The organism is Serinicoccus sp. JS2-9, from assembly GCF_059025165.1.
Window position 1 is genome coordinate 831,873 of the sequence record NZ_CM180091.1, and the last position, 16,065, is coordinate 847,937.

General features: G+C 73.6%; 9 protein-coding genes. 5 read left to right on the plus strand and 4 right to left on the minus strand.

The features are described from left to right. Positions 1-84: 84 nt before the first annotated feature. From AC5PYY_RS04230 to AC5PYY_RS04245, 4 genes are read left to right on the plus strand one after another with little or no spacing between them, the layout of a single operon-like run. Positions 85-1,236 carry a glycosyltransferase gene (locus tag AC5PYY_RS04230; protein WP_493898546.1) on the plus strand — a complete coding sequence of 384 codons (1,152 nt, stop codon included), beginning with the start codon at positions 85-87 and terminating at the stop codon, positions 1,234-1,236. After that, positions 1,233-1,901 carry a hypothetical protein gene (locus AC5PYY_RS04235; protein WP_493898547.1) on the plus strand — a complete coding sequence of 223 codons (669 nt, stop codon included), beginning with the start codon at positions 1,233-1,235 and terminating at the stop codon, positions 1,899-1,901. The genes AC5PYY_RS04230 and AC5PYY_RS04235 overlap by 4 nt, the downstream gene beginning before the upstream one ends. Beyond that, the gene (wecB, locus tag AC5PYY_RS04240; RefSeq protein ID WP_493898548.1) at positions 1,898-2,998 is read left to right on the plus strand and encodes a non-hydrolyzing UDP-N-acetylglucosamine 2-epimerase; all 1,101 of its coding nucleotides are present in this window, start codon (positions 1,898-1,900) and stop codon (positions 2,996-2,998) included. Before AC5PYY_RS04235 ends, wecB begins: the two co-directional genes overlap by 4 nt. Beyond that, positions 2,995-5,688 (plus strand): hypothetical protein, encoded by a 2,694-nt coding sequence (locus tag AC5PYY_RS04245; RefSeq protein WP_493898549.1) that lies wholly within the window; start codon positions 2,995-2,997, stop codon positions 5,686-5,688. The genes wecB and AC5PYY_RS04245 overlap by 4 nt, the downstream gene beginning before the upstream one ends. Here the strand turns inward: AC5PYY_RS04245 and AC5PYY_RS04250 are convergent. Genes AC5PYY_RS04250 through AC5PYY_RS04265 form a run of 4 tightly spaced genes read right to left on the minus strand, consistent with a single transcriptional unit; the run spans position 5,651 to position 12,628 of the window. Further along, positions 5,651-8,758 carry a glycosyltransferase gene (locus tag AC5PYY_RS04250; protein ID WP_493898550.1) on the minus strand — a complete coding sequence of 1,036 codons (3,108 nt, stop codon included), beginning with the start codon at positions 8,756-8,758 and terminating at the stop codon, positions 5,651-5,653. The two genes, AC5PYY_RS04245 and AC5PYY_RS04250, sit on opposite strands and share 38 nt — an antisense overlap. Further along, complete coding sequence (locus AC5PYY_RS04255) at positions 8,745-9,101, minus strand: hypothetical protein (RefSeq protein ID WP_493898551.1); 357 nt, start codon at positions 9,099-9,101, stop codon at positions 8,745-8,747. Before AC5PYY_RS04255 ends, AC5PYY_RS04250 begins: the two co-directional genes overlap by 14 nt. Positions 9,102-9,111: 10 nt before the next feature. After that, positions 9,112-11,508, minus strand: a complete 2,397-nt coding sequence (locus AC5PYY_RS04260) for a glycosyltransferase family 4 protein (RefSeq protein WP_493898552.1) — start codon at positions 11,506-11,508, stop codon at positions 9,112-9,114. A gap of 43 nt (positions 11,509-11,551) precedes the next feature. Further along, positions 11,552-12,628 (minus strand): inositol-3-phosphate synthase, encoded by a 1,077-nt coding sequence (locus AC5PYY_RS04265; RefSeq protein WP_493898553.1) that lies wholly within the window; start codon positions 12,626-12,628, stop codon positions 11,552-11,554. Between the two features lie 122 nt (positions 12,629-12,750). Between AC5PYY_RS04265 and AC5PYY_RS04270 the strand changes: the two genes are divergently transcribed. Beyond that, on the plus strand, positions 12,751-14,967 hold the full coding sequence (locus tag AC5PYY_RS04270) for a transglycosylase domain-containing protein (RefSeq protein WP_493898554.1): 2,217 nt from the start codon (positions 12,751-12,753) through the stop codon (positions 14,965-14,967). Positions 14,968-16,065: the final 1,098 nt, after the last annotated feature.

Genomic DNA, 16,065 nt, shown 5'->3' on the forward strand with positions numbered 1-16,065 from the left:
TGTCTCCTAGAGCAGAGTTCAGGGGTCGGGTACCTCGCACCGAGGGTGCCACCGATGTTAGCGCGCTGTGACATGATCCTCGGCATGGTCGCTGGCAGTCCCGAGCAGCACGTCGCGACCGTCTCGCACCTCGACGCCACGGAGCCCGCCGGGTCACCTCGCGTTCTCCTCCTCTCCAGCAACGGGGCCGGTATGGGTCACCTCACCCGGTTGCTGGCCTACGCCCGTCGACTGACGAGCCCCGCCCACGTCCTGTCCCTCTCTCAGGCCGTGCCGGTCGTCGCCAGCCAGGGACTGACCTGGGAGTACCTCCCGAGCCAAGGAGCGTCCGGCCTCCGACCCGCCGCGTGGCGAGCTCTCTTCGCCGAGCGGGTCGGGGAGATCCTGCACCGCGTACGTCCCGAGGTGCTCGTCTTCGACGGCACCCACCCCTACTCCGGGCTCGACGTCGCGCTCGCCTCGGCACCGGGGACGCGGTCCGTCTGGTCGCGGCGCGGGATGTGGAAGCCGGGTCGCAACGTCGACCAGCTCGCCAAGGCCGCCTGGTTCGACGCCGTCCTGGAGCCGGGCGACCTGTCCGGGGAGGCTGACCGTGGCGCGACCGCCGCCCCCCCGTCCCGCTTCGACCAGGTCACCACGCCGGTCACCCCCGTCCGCCCGGTCACGCTGGTCGACCGCGACGACGTGCAGCCGCGGGACGCCGCACGGGCCGCTCTCGGCCTGCCTCTCGACGGGCCGCTCGCGCTGGTATCCCTCGGAGCCGGCAACATCAACGACACCGGTGACGAGATCGGGGCGGCTGCCGCGGCGCTCCGGCGGCGCGGCATCGGCGTGTGCGTGACCGCCCCCGCCATCGCCGAGAAGGCCGTGGAGACCGAAGGTCTGCACCTGGTGCGGCATTTCCCGCTGTCGGAGTACTACTCCGCCTTCGACCTGGCCGTGGTCGCGGCGGGCTACAACTCCTTCCACGAGTCGCTGCGCCTGGGTGTGCCCACGCTCCTCGTGCCCAACTCACACACCTCGCTGGACGATCAGGCGTCGCGCGCGGGTCACGCCCACCGGCAGGGCTGGGCGCTCACCGCGCCGACCCTGACCGACGGTCGCGCCGATCGGCTGATCGGCGACCTGCTGGAGCGAGGAATTGAGCTGGCCGACCGCGCCAGGGCCGCAGACCCCGGGAACGGCGCTAGGGACGCCGCCGGGCTGATCGACTCGCTGGCCGGAGCCCGCGCATGAAGCCGCCCTCCCGGATCCCTCAGGAGCTCGCCCGCCGGGTGCGTCGCGCGCCGGGGTACGACTGGGCGCTGCGTGAGCTCCTGCCGCGGGTGCGACGCAACGAGCTGCTCAACGACCTGGCCTGGCGCGTCTTCGCGCCGCGTCACGGTGCCGGCCAGGTGGACGTGCCCTTGCACGGCGGCCGCCACGTCTCCGGGGCCGACGTGAACCTCCTGCCCGTCATCGGTTTCCTCGCCCTCGACCTGACGACCGAGCAGGCCGAGGCCTTCGTGACACGGGTCGCCGAGCTGCAGCGGGCCGAGCGCAGCTTCCGCCCCCTGCTGGTCCTGGACCAGCCGGTCTTCGCTGCCGCCCGCGAGCACGGGTTCGTGCTGGAGCACGTCGTGCGGCGCGGCGCCCTGGTCGGTAGCGGTAGCATCACCGACTCCACCGCGGCCTGGGACGCCTACCTGGCAGACCGGCTCGGCGGGATCGTCGACCACTACCAGCTGTGGCACCTGGTCCGGACCGACCACGGCCGTCTCCACGCGGTCGACGAGCACCTCGTCCGGGCCGTGCGGCACCGCCTGCCCGGCGACCTCGACCTCGGCGGGGAGACTGGTCCTGAGCACGTCGTCGCCCCGCCATCCGACCACCACCCAGATCGAGGAGAGACCTCGCCGTGACCACCCCGCTCGTCGTCCACATCACCGGCGCCCGACCCAACTTCCCGAAGGCTGCCCCGGTCATCGAGGCCCTGCACGCCTACCCGGTCGAGCAGCTGCTGGTCCACACCGGTCAGCACTACGACGAGCGGATGAGCGAGGTCTTCTTCCGCCAGCTCGGCCTGCCCGAGCCCGACCTCAACCTCGGGGTCGGCTCCGGGGCGCACGGGGCCCAGACCGCGGCGACGATGGTCGGTCTGGAGCAGCTCTTCGTCGAGCGTCGTCCGGATCTGGTCGTGGTCTACGGCGACGTCAACTCCACGGTCGCGGCCGCTCTGGTCGCGAGCAAGATGGGCATCCCGATCGCCCATGTCGAGGCCGGGCTGCGGTCCTTCGACCGGACGATGCCGGAGGAGATCAACCGGCTGCTCACCGACCGGATCTCGGACCTGCTCCTCGTCACCAGCGTCGACGCGGTGGCCCACCTCGCCCGCGAGGGCGCCGACCCGGACAGCATCCACTTCGTCGGCAACCCCATGATCGACACCCTGCTACGTCACCTCGGGAGCCTGGACACCGCCGGCGTCGCCGAGCAGGTCGGCGTCGACCCGTCCGAGCCCTACGTCGTGGCGACGCTCCACCGGCCCGGCAACGTGGACGATCCTGCCGACGTCGCTGCCCTGGTGAGGGCGGTCCACGCGGTCGCCGACCAGGTCACGGTGCTCATCCCGCTGCACCCTCGTGGTCGCCAGCGGCTGCAGGATGCCGGCTTCATGGACCACGAGAACCTGCAGGTCATCGAGCCGCTCGGCTACGTCGAGTTCCTCTCGCTGGTTCAGGGCTCGGCCGCGGTCGTCACCGACTCCGGCGGCGTGCAGGAGGAGACCACGGTGATGGGCGTCCCCTGCCTGACCCTGCGGCCCAACACCGAGCGCCCGGTGACGATCACCCACGGCACCAACCGGCTGGTGACCCGGGAGTCGCTCGCCGGAGAGGTCGCCACTGCTCTCGAGTCGACGGCCCGGGCCGACGGATCCACACCAGTGCCCCCGCTGTGGGACGGCCAGGCGGGTCCGCGCATCGCCCGCGTCCTGGCCGGGGCTCTGGGCGTGGAATGACCGGCGCGGCTCCCGAGGAGAGCGCCAGCGCCGCCACCGACGCGCAGGTGCTCCTCGGCAGCCACCCACACGGCTACCTCGTCGTCTCGGGCACACTCTCCCCAGACCAGCTCCCACCTGACACCCAGGGGTGGCGCACCGACCTGGACCTGCTGTCCGGGCTGACGGTCGCCCTGCAGCCGCGGACCGTCGCCGCGGCGGCCCGGGGCGACGGTCGGGAGGTGCTGCTGCTCGGCCACCCGGTGGACGTGGACGCCGGCTTGATCGACGCGACAGAGATCGCCCGGGGCCTGCTCAGCTCGTGGCAGAGCGCGGGGGAGGACGCACTGGTGCGGGCTACAGCTCGGCTGGGTGGCCGCTTCACGCTCGTCGCCGTCGACCGAACGGAATCCGGCGCCGAGCTCCTCGTCGTCCCCGACACCCTGGCGACCCAGCCCGTCTTCTACGGCAACCACGGCGGTCGCACGGCGCTGGCTAGCGCCGCCTCGTTGGTCGCCGACACCCTCGGTCTCTCAGAGGATCCGGACGTGCCGCTCCTCCTGGATCAGCTCCGAACCCATCGCCAAGGCTTGGTGAACTACCTGCCCGGCCTGCGCACGTCATACCGCGAGGTGCTGGCGCTCATCCCCAACTGCCTGCTGCGGGTCGGGCTCGTGCCCGGCTCGCCGCCGCCGCGGCACGAGCGGTTCTGGCCCTGGACCGAACGTCGACCCTCGACGAACCTCGACGCCACGTATGCCGCGTTCCGGGACCGGCTGCAGGCGCACGTGGACCTTCTGACGCGGCTCGGCCAGCCGGCGTTGAGCCTCACCGCCGGGTCGGACAGTCGCATCACGCTGGCCGCGGCGCTGCCGCGGCTGCGTCAGCAGGACGGCCTCACCTTCACCTACGTCAACCCCCGAGACGCACGCCGTGGGCCCGCAGCGGCCACCGACGTCACCGGCGCCAGTGCGGTCGCCACCCGCGCCGGCGTGCGGCACCGGGTGCTGCGGTGGCGCAACCCACCGGCCGGGAGCGCCTTCGACCGGGCGCACCGCCGCACCTACGCGCCACTGCTCCCGTCCCGCGGCGCCGCCCACGCGATGTGGGCCGACCTCGACCACGACCTGGTGCAGCTGCAGTCCAACGGCGCCGAGTGCGGCACCACCTTCAGCAAGGTACGCACCGACGAGCCCCTGTCCGACGCCAGGATGGTGCAGCTGCTGCTCGGCTCCCGACACGACGGCCTGGCAGAAGCTCTGTTCGGTGGCTACGCGTCACATGCTCAGTTCCGGCCAGACCGATTGGCGGGGTACGACCATCACGACCTGTTCTATTGGGAGCAGCGGATGGGCCGGTGGGGCTACCGGAAGTTCCTCGACGGCGACTTCGGCCACCGGGTGATGGCCCCCTTCAACGACCGGGTCCTGCTGGAGACGATGTTGTCGCTGCCCTACCCGCAGCGGGCGGGCAAGGTGCTCTACGACCGGATGCTGAACAAGGAGCCCCTCGCAGGGCTTCCCCGCCGCACCCCTCCCCCGCCGGTAGACCGCGCTCTCTCCAGGATCCCGGGACCGCTGGCGTCGCGGGTCCGAGGGCGGCTGACGCGCTCGCGGAGGACCGCACTCGAGCAGCGGCTCACCTGGCCTCGGGGGTATGCCGTCCTCCCCGCCCGCCCGGACGCCCCGCCGCCCACCTGGATCACCGCTCGCGCGCCCGGAGGCTGGTGGCTCGCGCACCACCCGTCCATCGCGTCGGCCCGCGCCGAAGCGGAGCATGCCTGGGCGTGGGTCGTCGGCGACCCCGTCGACCTGGACGCCGGTGCAGCCGGTCCGGCAGCCACCGCCGACCGTCTCGCCGGCGTCCTGAGCTCGGACGGACTCACCGCGGCGTCCGCGGCCGCCGCCGCCCTGACCGGCAGCTGGACCGCGCTCCTCGGCGACGGCAGCAGGACCGTGCTCCTCACCGACGCGGTCGCCAGCCTGGGAGCCCACGTGCTCGGCAACGGCGTCGTGTCGCAGAAGACGCTCGGCCGACACCTGGGACTCGCGGGTGACACGCTCTCCCTGACCGGGGACATGGCGGCCCGCTGCGACGGTGCACCGGGCACGGACTGGACCAGAGCGGGTCTGACCGAGGTCGCGGGCCCCTCGGCAGCACCCCGCCTTTCCACGCCTGAGGAACGCCGGGACCGGCTCATCCGGCACCTCGAGCTCGCGACCGGGAGTGCGCCCGCCTGGCTGGCGCTGGGCGAGGACCCGGCGAGCGCGGAGCTGCTGTCCGCGCTCGCGGGCCGACTCACGGCGTCCGTCTCCTGGTGGGACCGAGCGAGCGACGACCGCAGCGACCCGGTGCTCTTCGCGGCCTCCTCCGCGGCGGACGAAGCCCGGTTGCGACACCTGGTCGTGGGGTTGCGCGAGGAGGCCGACGGTGAGCCGGGAGAGCCGGGCCGCTCACTGCGCGCAGGCGGGGCGCGGGCCTTCGCACGCACCTGGGGCGATGACGCCGGGGCTGCTCTGCCTACCCACCCGTCGGCCCTGGCGCCGGCGGGGGTGCCGCTCGACGCGGCGGTGCCGCGCGACGCGCACGTCGTCCTGGGGACGGCTGGCGAGGCCGGGGGCGGGTGGCGACCCCACGACCTGGTGCAGGGCGTGCGCCCGCTCGTCCTGCCGTTCAGCGACCGCCGTCTGGCGCCGCCGACCGCAGACTGACCTCGACGTCCCGCGACCCGGGCCAGCAGCGTGAGGTCCAGCCCGCCGGGATCCGGTCCGGCGGCAGGATCTCCGTGTCGACGCCGAGACTGGAGCCCGTCTCCGCATCGGCAACGCCCTCGACCAGGTCGACCTCGACCCCGGGAACGGTCAGCAGCTGCACCACTCCCTCGCGGCGCAGCACCACCGCCGGAAGCCCCGCGGCCTCAGCCGCGCCCACGAGAGCCGCGTCCAGCACTGACTCCTCGGGCACCGCCCACGCCTCCCCCAGCAGCTCGCGCGCGTCCTCGGGCATCGGCTCCGGCAGCACCAGCACCACCCGGTCGGCCCGCCCCGCATCCGCAGCAGAGCGCACCCGGGTCTCGTGCAGGGTCAGCCCTGCTCCCCGCTCCAGCTGGACCGACGGCGCGTCGGACGCCCCCGTCCCCGGCCGCTCCCCTGCGACGAGCAGCCGCGCTTCGCCCGACCACCAGCCTTCGTCACGGCCCACGGAGGCCACGCGCGCGGCCAACGACGCCGAGACCCCGGCCAGCCGCCGGACGAAGGAGTCGTGGCTGTAGCGCTCGCCGATGAGCCGCTGCACCTGCTCCACCCGGGCCAGGTAACGCTTCGGCTCCGCGACATACCCCTCGACGAGCTCCCTGACCTGCTCCGGCGTGGCGTAGTCCAGCACCTCGCCGAAGACCGGTCGGTGCTTGGGGTGGGCGATAACCAGGGCCCCGGAGGCGGCGGACTCCAGCAGCACCCGGCCAAAGGCCTCGTGCCGCTCCGGGTGGTCCTGGTAGACGACGAAGTCCACCTCGGCGAGGAGCTCGCGCGGGTCCACCTGCTGGTAGCGCAGCATCCGCCAGGAGTCGGGAACCGGATGCTCCGCCCCCAGCCCGGCCTGCTCCGCCAGCGCCCGCCAGGTGGCGAGCGCGCCCATCATCCGGACCTCGTAGCCCTCGCCGAAGGTGTAGGCGCGCACGAAGTCGGCATGGGTCGCCGGAAACTTCAGCGGGTGGTCGCGGGAGTAGCGCCCGACCACCACGGGGCCGTCGGCGCCCGGTGGGCGGGCCGGGCGCACCCGCCACTGCGCCAGGTCGATGAGCCCGGGGTTGTCCCACCCGGCGAGCACCACGTCCGGGTCCTGCTCCCGCAGCACCTCACGGACCACCGGCCCCTGCGGCACCCAGAGGGGATCGGCGCCGAACAGCTCGCGCGCGCGCTCGGTGACGTCACCCACGACATACCGCTGATCGGTGCCGTCCGGCTCGATCGGAGCCTGGTTGGCCACGACGAGCAGGTGCTCCGGGCGCAGTGCGCCGGGCACGTGCGGAGGATGCTGCAGGACGAGCGGGTAGCGGACGAGCAGCACGTCGACGTCCACGTCGTCGTCCGGCTGCACCCACTCCAGCTCGCGGCGGCGCAGCAGCTCGGTGACCGGCGCGCACAGCGGCAGGTCCCGGGTGGTGCCGAAGCGCAGCGCCTCCAGGTGCATGATCCCCACCCGCAGGCCGGCGGCGCGGGCGGCTCGCGCCTCCTCGAGCATGGAGCGCTGCGGTCCGCCGTAGCGGCGCCAGTCACCCGCGAGCACCAGGTCGAGGCGGCGCGGCGCCGGGAAGGCGATGTCGCGGGGCCAGCTCCACCGCCGCGGCTCCGGCACGGGTCGGTCCTCGACCGGATCGAGGTATGCCGCCGCCCCGGCCCGGATCTCGTCGTGCCAGGGCGTGTAGAGGCACTTGTAGGCGTGGCGGGCGCCGTGCCGCCACATGCGCCCGAACTCGGAGGAGGACAGCGTCTCCCCCGAGCGCAGCAGCAGCAGGCACTCGTCCACCGTGTGCACCGCCGCGTCACCGAAGGCCGCCTGGATGCGCCGGGAGTACTCCGTGTCGGCGGCCTTGCGCGCCGGGTCGAAGAAGCCCAGCCGGGAGAGCACCGGGTCCAGCCGGACGAGCAGGGTGGGGGTCGCGACGGCGCGGTGGCGGTAGCCGAGCCGCACCAGCCGCAGGTCCTCGCTCACGCGCGCCCCGAGGGCCTGGGTCGCCATCCGCGCCGGGTCGGCCTCCAGGGCCCGGACCAGGGTGGCGATCGCCTCCGGGTGCAGCCAGTCGTCGGAGTCCAGGGTGGTGGCGTAGGCCCCCCGGGCCTGTCGCCACGCGGTGTTGCGCGCCCGGTAGGTGCCACCGTTGACCTGTTTGCGGATCACCCGTACCCGGGGGTCGGACGCCTCGACCACGCGCAGCCACGGCTCGGCCTCGGCCGCGCCGTCCGCGCCGGAGGCGTCGTCGACGACGAGGATCTCCAGCGCCCGCCAGCTCTGCCGGACCAGCGAGCCGACCGCGGTGAGCAGTGCCGGCCCGGGGCGGTGGCAGCTGACCACCACCGTGACGAGGGCGTCACCGTCGCGGTCGACCGCCTCGGGCTCGGGGGTGGTCAGCCGGTCGAAGGGCGTGGGTCCGTGCTGCGGCGCCAGCTGCAGCGGCGCGCGACCGGGGGGCAGCAACGCCCGGGTCAGGAGCGCCAGCCACGGATCGAGCGCGGACTCCGGCACGCTGCTGTCGCCGGGGGACCCGCGGAAGGGGTTGGCCAGGTCCGCGCGCACCGCGTCGGCGACGTCGGACGGGACCTGCGGGTGTTCGAGCAGCGCGGTCGCCCGCTGGGTGTCCCCGTCCAGGCAGCGCAGGTGGAGCAGCAGCAGGACCGCCTGCGGATGGACGGCGCCGAGGGCCTGCCCCCCGTCGAGCAGCGCGAGCGCCTCCAGCAGCGTCCGGGCCCGGCGCCGGTCCTCGGCGTCCTCGACCCGTTGCAGGGCGAGCACGCGCGCGTACTGCCCGAGGCGGTAGAGGTCGGCGCCCTCGGGACGCTCCCCTCCACCGGACGTGACGACCGACTCGGCCCACCCGTCGATGTCGGCCGCGCTCGCGCCGGGCCAGGCGGCCTCGACCAGCACCTCGCGGGCGTGGATGCTCCGGGTGCGCAGCGCGGTGGCGGCGAGGGCGTCGGGGTGGTCCAGGAGGATCTGGTTGCGCGCCGTGTCCCGGCTCACCCCGGCCCGGGTGGCGCGAGGCCCCGGGTCAGCTGCCGGCATGCCCGCCGTCGCGCCGCAGCGCCTGCTCGACGGTGTCCTGCAACCGGTCGAGGCGGCCGGTGTACTGCGCCTGCAGGGCGCGCACCGTGCCCACGACGTCCTCCCGCTCGGGCGCCGCCCGGCCACCGGTCGTGTCGATGGACGCGACCTGCGCCCGCACGTAGGACCGCAGCTCACGCACCCGCCGATCCGTGTCGACGGCCGCCAGCAGGGTGCCGCTGAGCAGGCCGGCACCCGCCAGCGTGACGAGCCACCACCAACCCAGCAGGGTCCCCACAAGCGCGGCCAGGCTCATCACCGCGGCGAACGCAACGGCGGCCAGCAGCAGGTGACGGGAGCGCATGGGCTGCACGCTACCGGGTGGGTCCCGGGCCGTCGGCGGTCGTGCGGGGTGCGCGAGGGTCGAGGCGGTCGTAGAGCGCGCGGTAACGCTCGGCGTTGCCCGCCCAGGTGCGCTCGGCGAGCACCCAGGCACGGGCCCGCTCGGCCGTCGCCCGGCGCAGGGACGGGTCTGCGGCGAGCGCCTGCAGGACCGTCGCCAGCGCCTCGGCGTCCCCGGTCGGGTAGGACCAGCCGCGTTCGCCGCCGCCGATGATCTCCAGCAGGGCGGGCTGGTCCGACACCACCACCGGCAGCCCGAGGGCCATCGCCTCGTAGGGCTTGAGCGGGGTGACCAGCCGGGCGGCACGCTCAGCGCTGCGCGGCACGACGAGCACGTCCAGGAGTGCGTAGGACGCGGCGACCTCGGCGTGCGGCACGCGGCCGGTGAAGACGACGTGCTCCGCCACGCCCTCCTGCCGGGCCCGGGCCTGGAGGGCCTCCCGGCGCGTGCCGTCGCCCACGACGAGCGTGCGCACGTCGACCCCGCGGTCGCGCAGCACGCGGGTGGCGCGCACCAGGTCCTCGATCTGCTCGCGCTCGTGGTCCAGGTTGGTGACGTAGCCGATGGTGAAGCGTCCGGCCGTGCCCCAGCGGCTGGCCAGGTCCGCGTCGCGACTGGTCGGCGTGAAGGCTCGCGGATCGACCGCGTTGGGCACCACCGTCACCTGTCCCGGGTCGACTCCGCGCGCGACGAGGTCGGCGCGCATGGTCTCGGCCAGGGTCACGGCAGCGTCGGCCGCGGCGACGAGCTCCGCCTCCTTGGCCATGCGGCGGGCGAAGACCTCGCCACGCTCCGCGCGGTCCAGCTGCGGTGTCCACAGTGATTCGAAGAAGCCGCGCACCTCATACATCCAGGGCAGGCCGGTGGCCCGCGCGAGCGCGGCTCCCACGACGCCGAGGTCGTAGCCGCGGCCGCCGGAGTGCACGTGCAGCACCGCGGGCCGCTCGGTCCGGACCACCTCGAGCAGCGCCTCGGCGGCCTGTCGGAGGTATGCCGTGCCGGCGGACGCCGCCACCGGCTCCGGCACGAGGTAGCGCACGCCGTCGACGACGTGCTCGCCCACCGTGGGAAGCAGGTCGGGATCCGCGTCAGCCGTCACGTCGCTCGTCGGCCCGGCAGGCGGGAGCGCGACGCCGAGCACGTCCACCCCCTGCTCCTGCAGGGCGAGAAGCGTCTGGTGGCCGCGCACGGAGTACCCGGCCTGCCGCTGGGGGATGGTCACCTTGAGCAGGTGCAGCACCCGACCCGGCACCGGCTCGACCGGGGTGGACGGCAGCGGCGGCAGCCAGCCGGGCTCGGTCTCGGTGAGCCGGTCCTGCACGGTGTCCAGCACGGTCTGCCACGTCGGTCGACGCTGGTCGTCGGGATCTGCGGTCTGCAACCGCCCCCGCAGCAGCCGCGCCTCCAGGGTGGAGGCCCCGCTGACGCGGGCGAGGTAGCTCAGCTCGCGCCAGACCCGTTCGTCCTCGGGGAGCCCGCGGTCGAGCATCTGGTCCGCGAGCGCCAGGGCCTGCTCGTCCTCCCGCCGCGAGGCCAGATCGACCAGCTCCGCGACGTCCGCGCCGAGAACCGCGTCGAGCAGGGCTCCCGGCGTCGCGGCCTCCGCCTGCCTGAGGGTGACGTCGACGCGGGAGGTGTCGAGGAGGTGGCGCCACGGGGTGGTCGCGTCGTCGGGATGCACCACCCGGACGACCGGCGTCCCGGTGGCGAGACCGGTGAGCAGGGTGACCCAGGGCCCCAGACCGTCGAGGAGCACCACGTCGGTGGGGTCCGGCAGCTCGCCGGGACCGTCGTCCGCCGTCAGGGCCATCGTCACCTTCACCCGGGGGAGGTCGAGCGCTCCTGCGGCCGCGGTCGGGTCGTCTCCGAGCACCGTGATCGCGTGCCGCGCACCGGGAGGACGCGACGCCGAGGGCCTCGCGGGCACCGGCTGACGCGGTCCTGGCACGGCCCCCCCGATGGGCCGCAGCAACGGTTCGAGGGCCTCGTCCCACTCCAGCACGCGCACCCCGGTCGGCAGCGAGAGCCGGTCCAGCGCCCGGAGCGCGGCGGGATCGAGCGCGACCACCCTCACCCCGTCCTCGGAGGGAGCGCCGTCCGCGGCAGCAGCCACCTGTGCGGCCAGCCAGCCCTCGGACTCCAGCGAGGCGGCAAGACCGACGGCGGGATCACGCAACCGGGAGGTGAGACGCTGCACCAGCCCGGCGGTCGGCATTCCGGCGTCCAGCCGGTGCCAGCCCGGCTCGCCCAGAGGTGCCCCCGTCGCCGCCGGCAGGCTGAGCCCGGCGGCGGTGGCAGCGGTGACCGCGGCTCGCGGCCCCGCCCCGGGACACCCGGCACCGACGAGCACGAAGGGCAGCTGCGGCATACCGGCGATCCTCCCAGACCCCGGCTGGTGCCCGGGCCCAGCCTCAGCCCGCCGTCTGGGCGATGAAGGCCTCCACCTCGGCGCGGCCCTGGTCGTCGGGCATCTGCACCGGCGGGCTCTTCATCAGATAGGCGGAGGCACCCATGACGGGGCCGCCCTGGCCTCGGTCGGCCGCGATCTTCGCCGCCCGGATCGCGTCGATGATGATCCCGGCGGAGTTGGGGCTGTCCCAGACCTCGAGCTTGTATTCCAGGTTGAGCGGTACGTCGCCGAAGGCGCGGCCCTCGAGCCGGACGTAGGCCCACTTGCGGTCGTCCAGCCACTGCACGTAGTCGGAGGGACCGATGTGCACGTCCCGGTCCGCCATGGTGCGGCTCAGGTTGGACGTGACCGCCTGGGTCTTGGAGACCTTCTTGCTCTCCAGCCGCTCGCGCTCCAGCATGTTCTTGAAGTCCATGTTGCCGCCGACGTTGAGCTGGTAGGTGCGGTCCAGCGCCACGCCGCGCTCCTCGAAGAGGCGAGCCAGCACGCGGTGGGTGATCGTCGCGCCGACCTGGCTCTTGATGTCGTCGCCGACGATCGGCACCCCGGCCTCGGTGAACTTCGCCGCCCACTCGGGGTCGCTGGCGATGAAGACCGGCAGGGCGTTGACGAAGGCGACGCCAGCGTCGATGGCGCACTGGGCGTAGAACTTGTCCGCCTCCTCGCTGCCGACCGGCAGGTAGGACACGAGGACGTCGACCTCGGCGTCCTTGAGGGCCTGGACGACGTCGACCGGCTCGGCCGGCGACTCCTCGACGGTGAGCGCGTAGTACTTCCCCAGACCGTCGAGCGTCGGCCCCCGCTGCACGACGACGCCCGTCTCGGGCACCTCGGCGAACTGGATCGTGTTGTTCTCGCCCGTGCGGATGGCCTTGGACAGGTCCTGCCCGACCTTGGCGGCGTCCACGTCGAAGGCGGCCACGAACGACAGGTCACCGACGTGGTAGTCACCGAACCGCACGTGCATCAGGCCGGGGACCGTGCCCTCGGGGTCGGCGTCCCGGTAGTACTCGACTCCTTGCACGAGCGAGCTGGCGCAGTTGCCCACGCCCACGATCGCCACCCGAACCGAACCCATCCACATACTCCTCGTCAGACATGCTGCGGGCGGCCCGCAGGCCGCCCCTCTCCCCCGTGCGAACACCGCCGTGCCCGCGATGATTCCGAGGCATCGCCCAGCCGAATAGGCACAATGGGTGCGTGAGCTCCTCTGGCACCGCACCGACGTCCCGTCGTTCGACCCGGACCGGCCGCCGCCGCGCGCGGCGTGGCGGCTGGGTTCGGCGCACCCTGCTGTGGCTGACCGGGCTGGCGCTGCTCGGCATCCTGCTCGCGGTCGGCATCTTTGCCTGGGCCTACAGCCGGACCGAGGTCCCCGAGCCCAACGACTTCGCCGAGGCGCAGAGCTCGATCCTCTACTACGCCGACGGCGAGACCGAGCTGGCCCGGTTCACCGGCGGCTACGACCGGGAGGCGGTGCCGCTGGAGGAGGTGCCCGAGGCGACCCGCAACGCGCTGCTCGCCGCCGAGGACCGCTCCTTCTACGAGAACGAGGGCGTCTCCATACCGGGCACGATCCGGGGTGCCTGGCGCACGCTGCGCGGCGACGGCCTCCAGGGCGGGTCGACCATCACCCAGCAGTACGTCAAGAACTACTACCTCACCGCCGACCAGACGCTGCAGCGCAAGTTCACCGAGATCATCATCTCGATCAAGATCGACAACGAGCTCTCCAAGGACCAGATCCTGGAGAACTACCTCAACACGATCTACTTCGGGCGCGGCGCCTACGGCATCCAGACCGCGAGCCAGGCCTACTTCCGCAAGGACGTCGCCGACCTCACCGTCGAGGAGGGGGCCTTCCTCGCCGCGGTGACCAACGCCCCCTCGCTCTTCGACCCGGACTTCGCCGACGGCAACGAGGAGCGTGCCGAGGAGCGGGTCGCCTACGTGCTCGACGGCATGGTCGAGGAGGGGTGGCTGGACGCCTCCGAACGCTCCGGTATGACGCTTCCCGAGATCGAGGACGCGGCACCCTCCACCGCGGTGCAGGGCGTGGAGGGCTACATCTCGCAGGCGGCGCGCGAGGAGCTGCAGGAGCTGCTGGGCGTCGACGACGCCGAGATCGACGGCGGCGGCCTGCGGGTCACCACCACGATCGTCGAGCAGCACCAGCAGGCGGCCCAGGACGCCGTGGAGATGTTCCGCCCCACCGGTGAGGGCACCGACGACATCACCGTCGCCCTCACCGCCATCCGGCCCGACGACGGCGCCATCACCGCGATGTACGGCGGCGACGACTACCAGGAGACCCAGCTCAACTCGGCGACCGACGCCCGGGTGCAGGCCGGGTCGCTCTTCAAGCCGGTCACGCTCGTGGCGGCGGTCGAGGACGGCGTCGACACCCTCCAGCCCTACGACGGACCCACCCCGATGACCTTCGGCGAGGGCGACGACGTGGAGATCAACAACTTCCGCGACGTGTCCTTCGGGCGTATCGACCTGCGCACGGCGCTCGCCGAATCGGTCAACACGATCTACGTCCAGCTCAACGAAGAGATCGGTCCGGACCGCACCCGGGACGCCGCGATCGACCTGGGCCTGCCGGAGGACACCCCCGGGCTCGACACCGACCTCACCAACGTGCTCGGTACCGCCTCCCCGACCCTGGTCGAGATGACCAACGCCTACGCGACCCTCGCGGCAGAGGGACAGCGCTCCGACCCCTACCTCATCGCGCGGGTCGAGACGGTCAGCGGCCAGGTGACCCACGAGGCCGAGCCGGAGACCGAGGACGGCGTCGAGCGCGATGCCGCCGTCGACACGACCGATGCGATGACCTACACCATGACCCAGGGCTCGGGCATGACCGCCGGCGACATCGGGCGACCCTCGGCCGGCAAGTCGGGCACGAGCGAGCAGAACGTCTCCGCCTGGTTCGACGGCTTCGTGCCACAGCTGGCGGCGGGTGTCGTGATGTACAAGGGCGACGGCACCGTCCCGATGCAGGACGTCGCCGGCATCGACCAGATCACCGGCGGCACCTTCCCCGCGCAGGTCTGGGGCGAGTTCATGCGGGGCGCGATGGAGGGCGAGGAGGTCCTCGAGTTCTCCCCGCGCGTCGGCACCGGCGGCCCGACCGACGACACCCCGACCACCGTGGCCCCGGTCGAGCCGGAGCCGACGACGGCCGAGCCGACGGAGACCGAGACCGAGACGGAGACGAGCGAGGAGCCGACCGAGACGACCACCTCGGAGGAGCCCACGGAGACCGAGACGAGCGAGGAGCCGACCGAGACCGAGAGCGTCCCGGAGCCGACCACCCCCACGGAGACCGAGACCATCGATCCTCCGGACGGCGAGGGCCAACCGGGTCAGCCGACGGACGAGGCGCCCGTGCCCGAGCCCACCGGGTGAGCGGCACCGGCCCGTTCGGGGGCGGTCGTCCCCCCCGCACCCGACGCGACCTGCCCTGGGTGGTGCCGTCCTGGATCGACCCGGTGGTCGCCGCGGCGACCGGCTTCCTGGGCGGACCGCTCGGCCGGTATGCCGTCGTCGGCGCGCGCGGCCTGGCCGGTGTCGCGGCCGCGCTGGTCGCCCTGGGGGCGCTCACCCTGGCCCTCGGCGTCTGGCAGAAGGGGCACTGCCTCATGAAGGGGTGGAGCACCCCCGACCAGTTCTGGCGCGCGTGCTACTCCGACCTGCCCGTGGTCCACGTCAGCTCGCCGCTGGCGCAGGGTGCCCTCCCGTGGGCCGGGGACGGTGCGGCGTCGACGGCCGCCCCGCTGCCCGGCCTGGTCATGTGGGTGCTCGCCCGGCTCTCGCCGCGCACCGGGAGCGACTCGTCTGTCGCGGCGCAGCAGTGGGTCATGGTGCTCTGGGTCGCGGTCTGCCTGCTGCTGGTGACGGCCGCCGTGGTGACGCTCGTGGGGCTGCGGCCCCGGCACCCGTGGAGCGCCGCCCACCTCGCGCTGAGCCCCGTTCTCGCGCTGCTGGCCCTGGTGTCGGTCGACCTGCTGGGGGTGACCCTGACGCTGCTGGCACTCGCGGCCTGGCAGGGTCGACGGCCGTGGGTGGCCGGGCTGCTGCTGGGTCTGGCGGTGCTGGTGCGCCCCTTTCCGCTGCTCGTCCTGGCGGCGATGCTGCTCGTGGCCTGGCGTCGCGGGCGCCTGGTGGAGGGCCTGCAGGCGGTGGTGGGCACGGTGCTGGGGGCTCTGGCGGTGCTCCTGCCACTGGTCGCGGTGGAACCGCGCGCCCTCACCGCGGCCGAGCAGTGGTGGAGCCAGCCGGGGGGCTATGGCGCGCTGCAGATGATCCCCCGACTGCTGGGCGTCACCGTGCCCCCCGCCGTCACCGGGTCCATCGCCGTGGGCGGCTGGGTCCTGGCCCTCGTGCTCGGGGTCTGGGCCTCCCGTCGCCCGGGGCGCACGCCCGGCGTGGTGCAGCTGAGCGCCCTCATGCTGCTGGTCGTCGTCCTCACGGCGGCGACGGTGCCGGTGCAGACCGGCCTGTGGG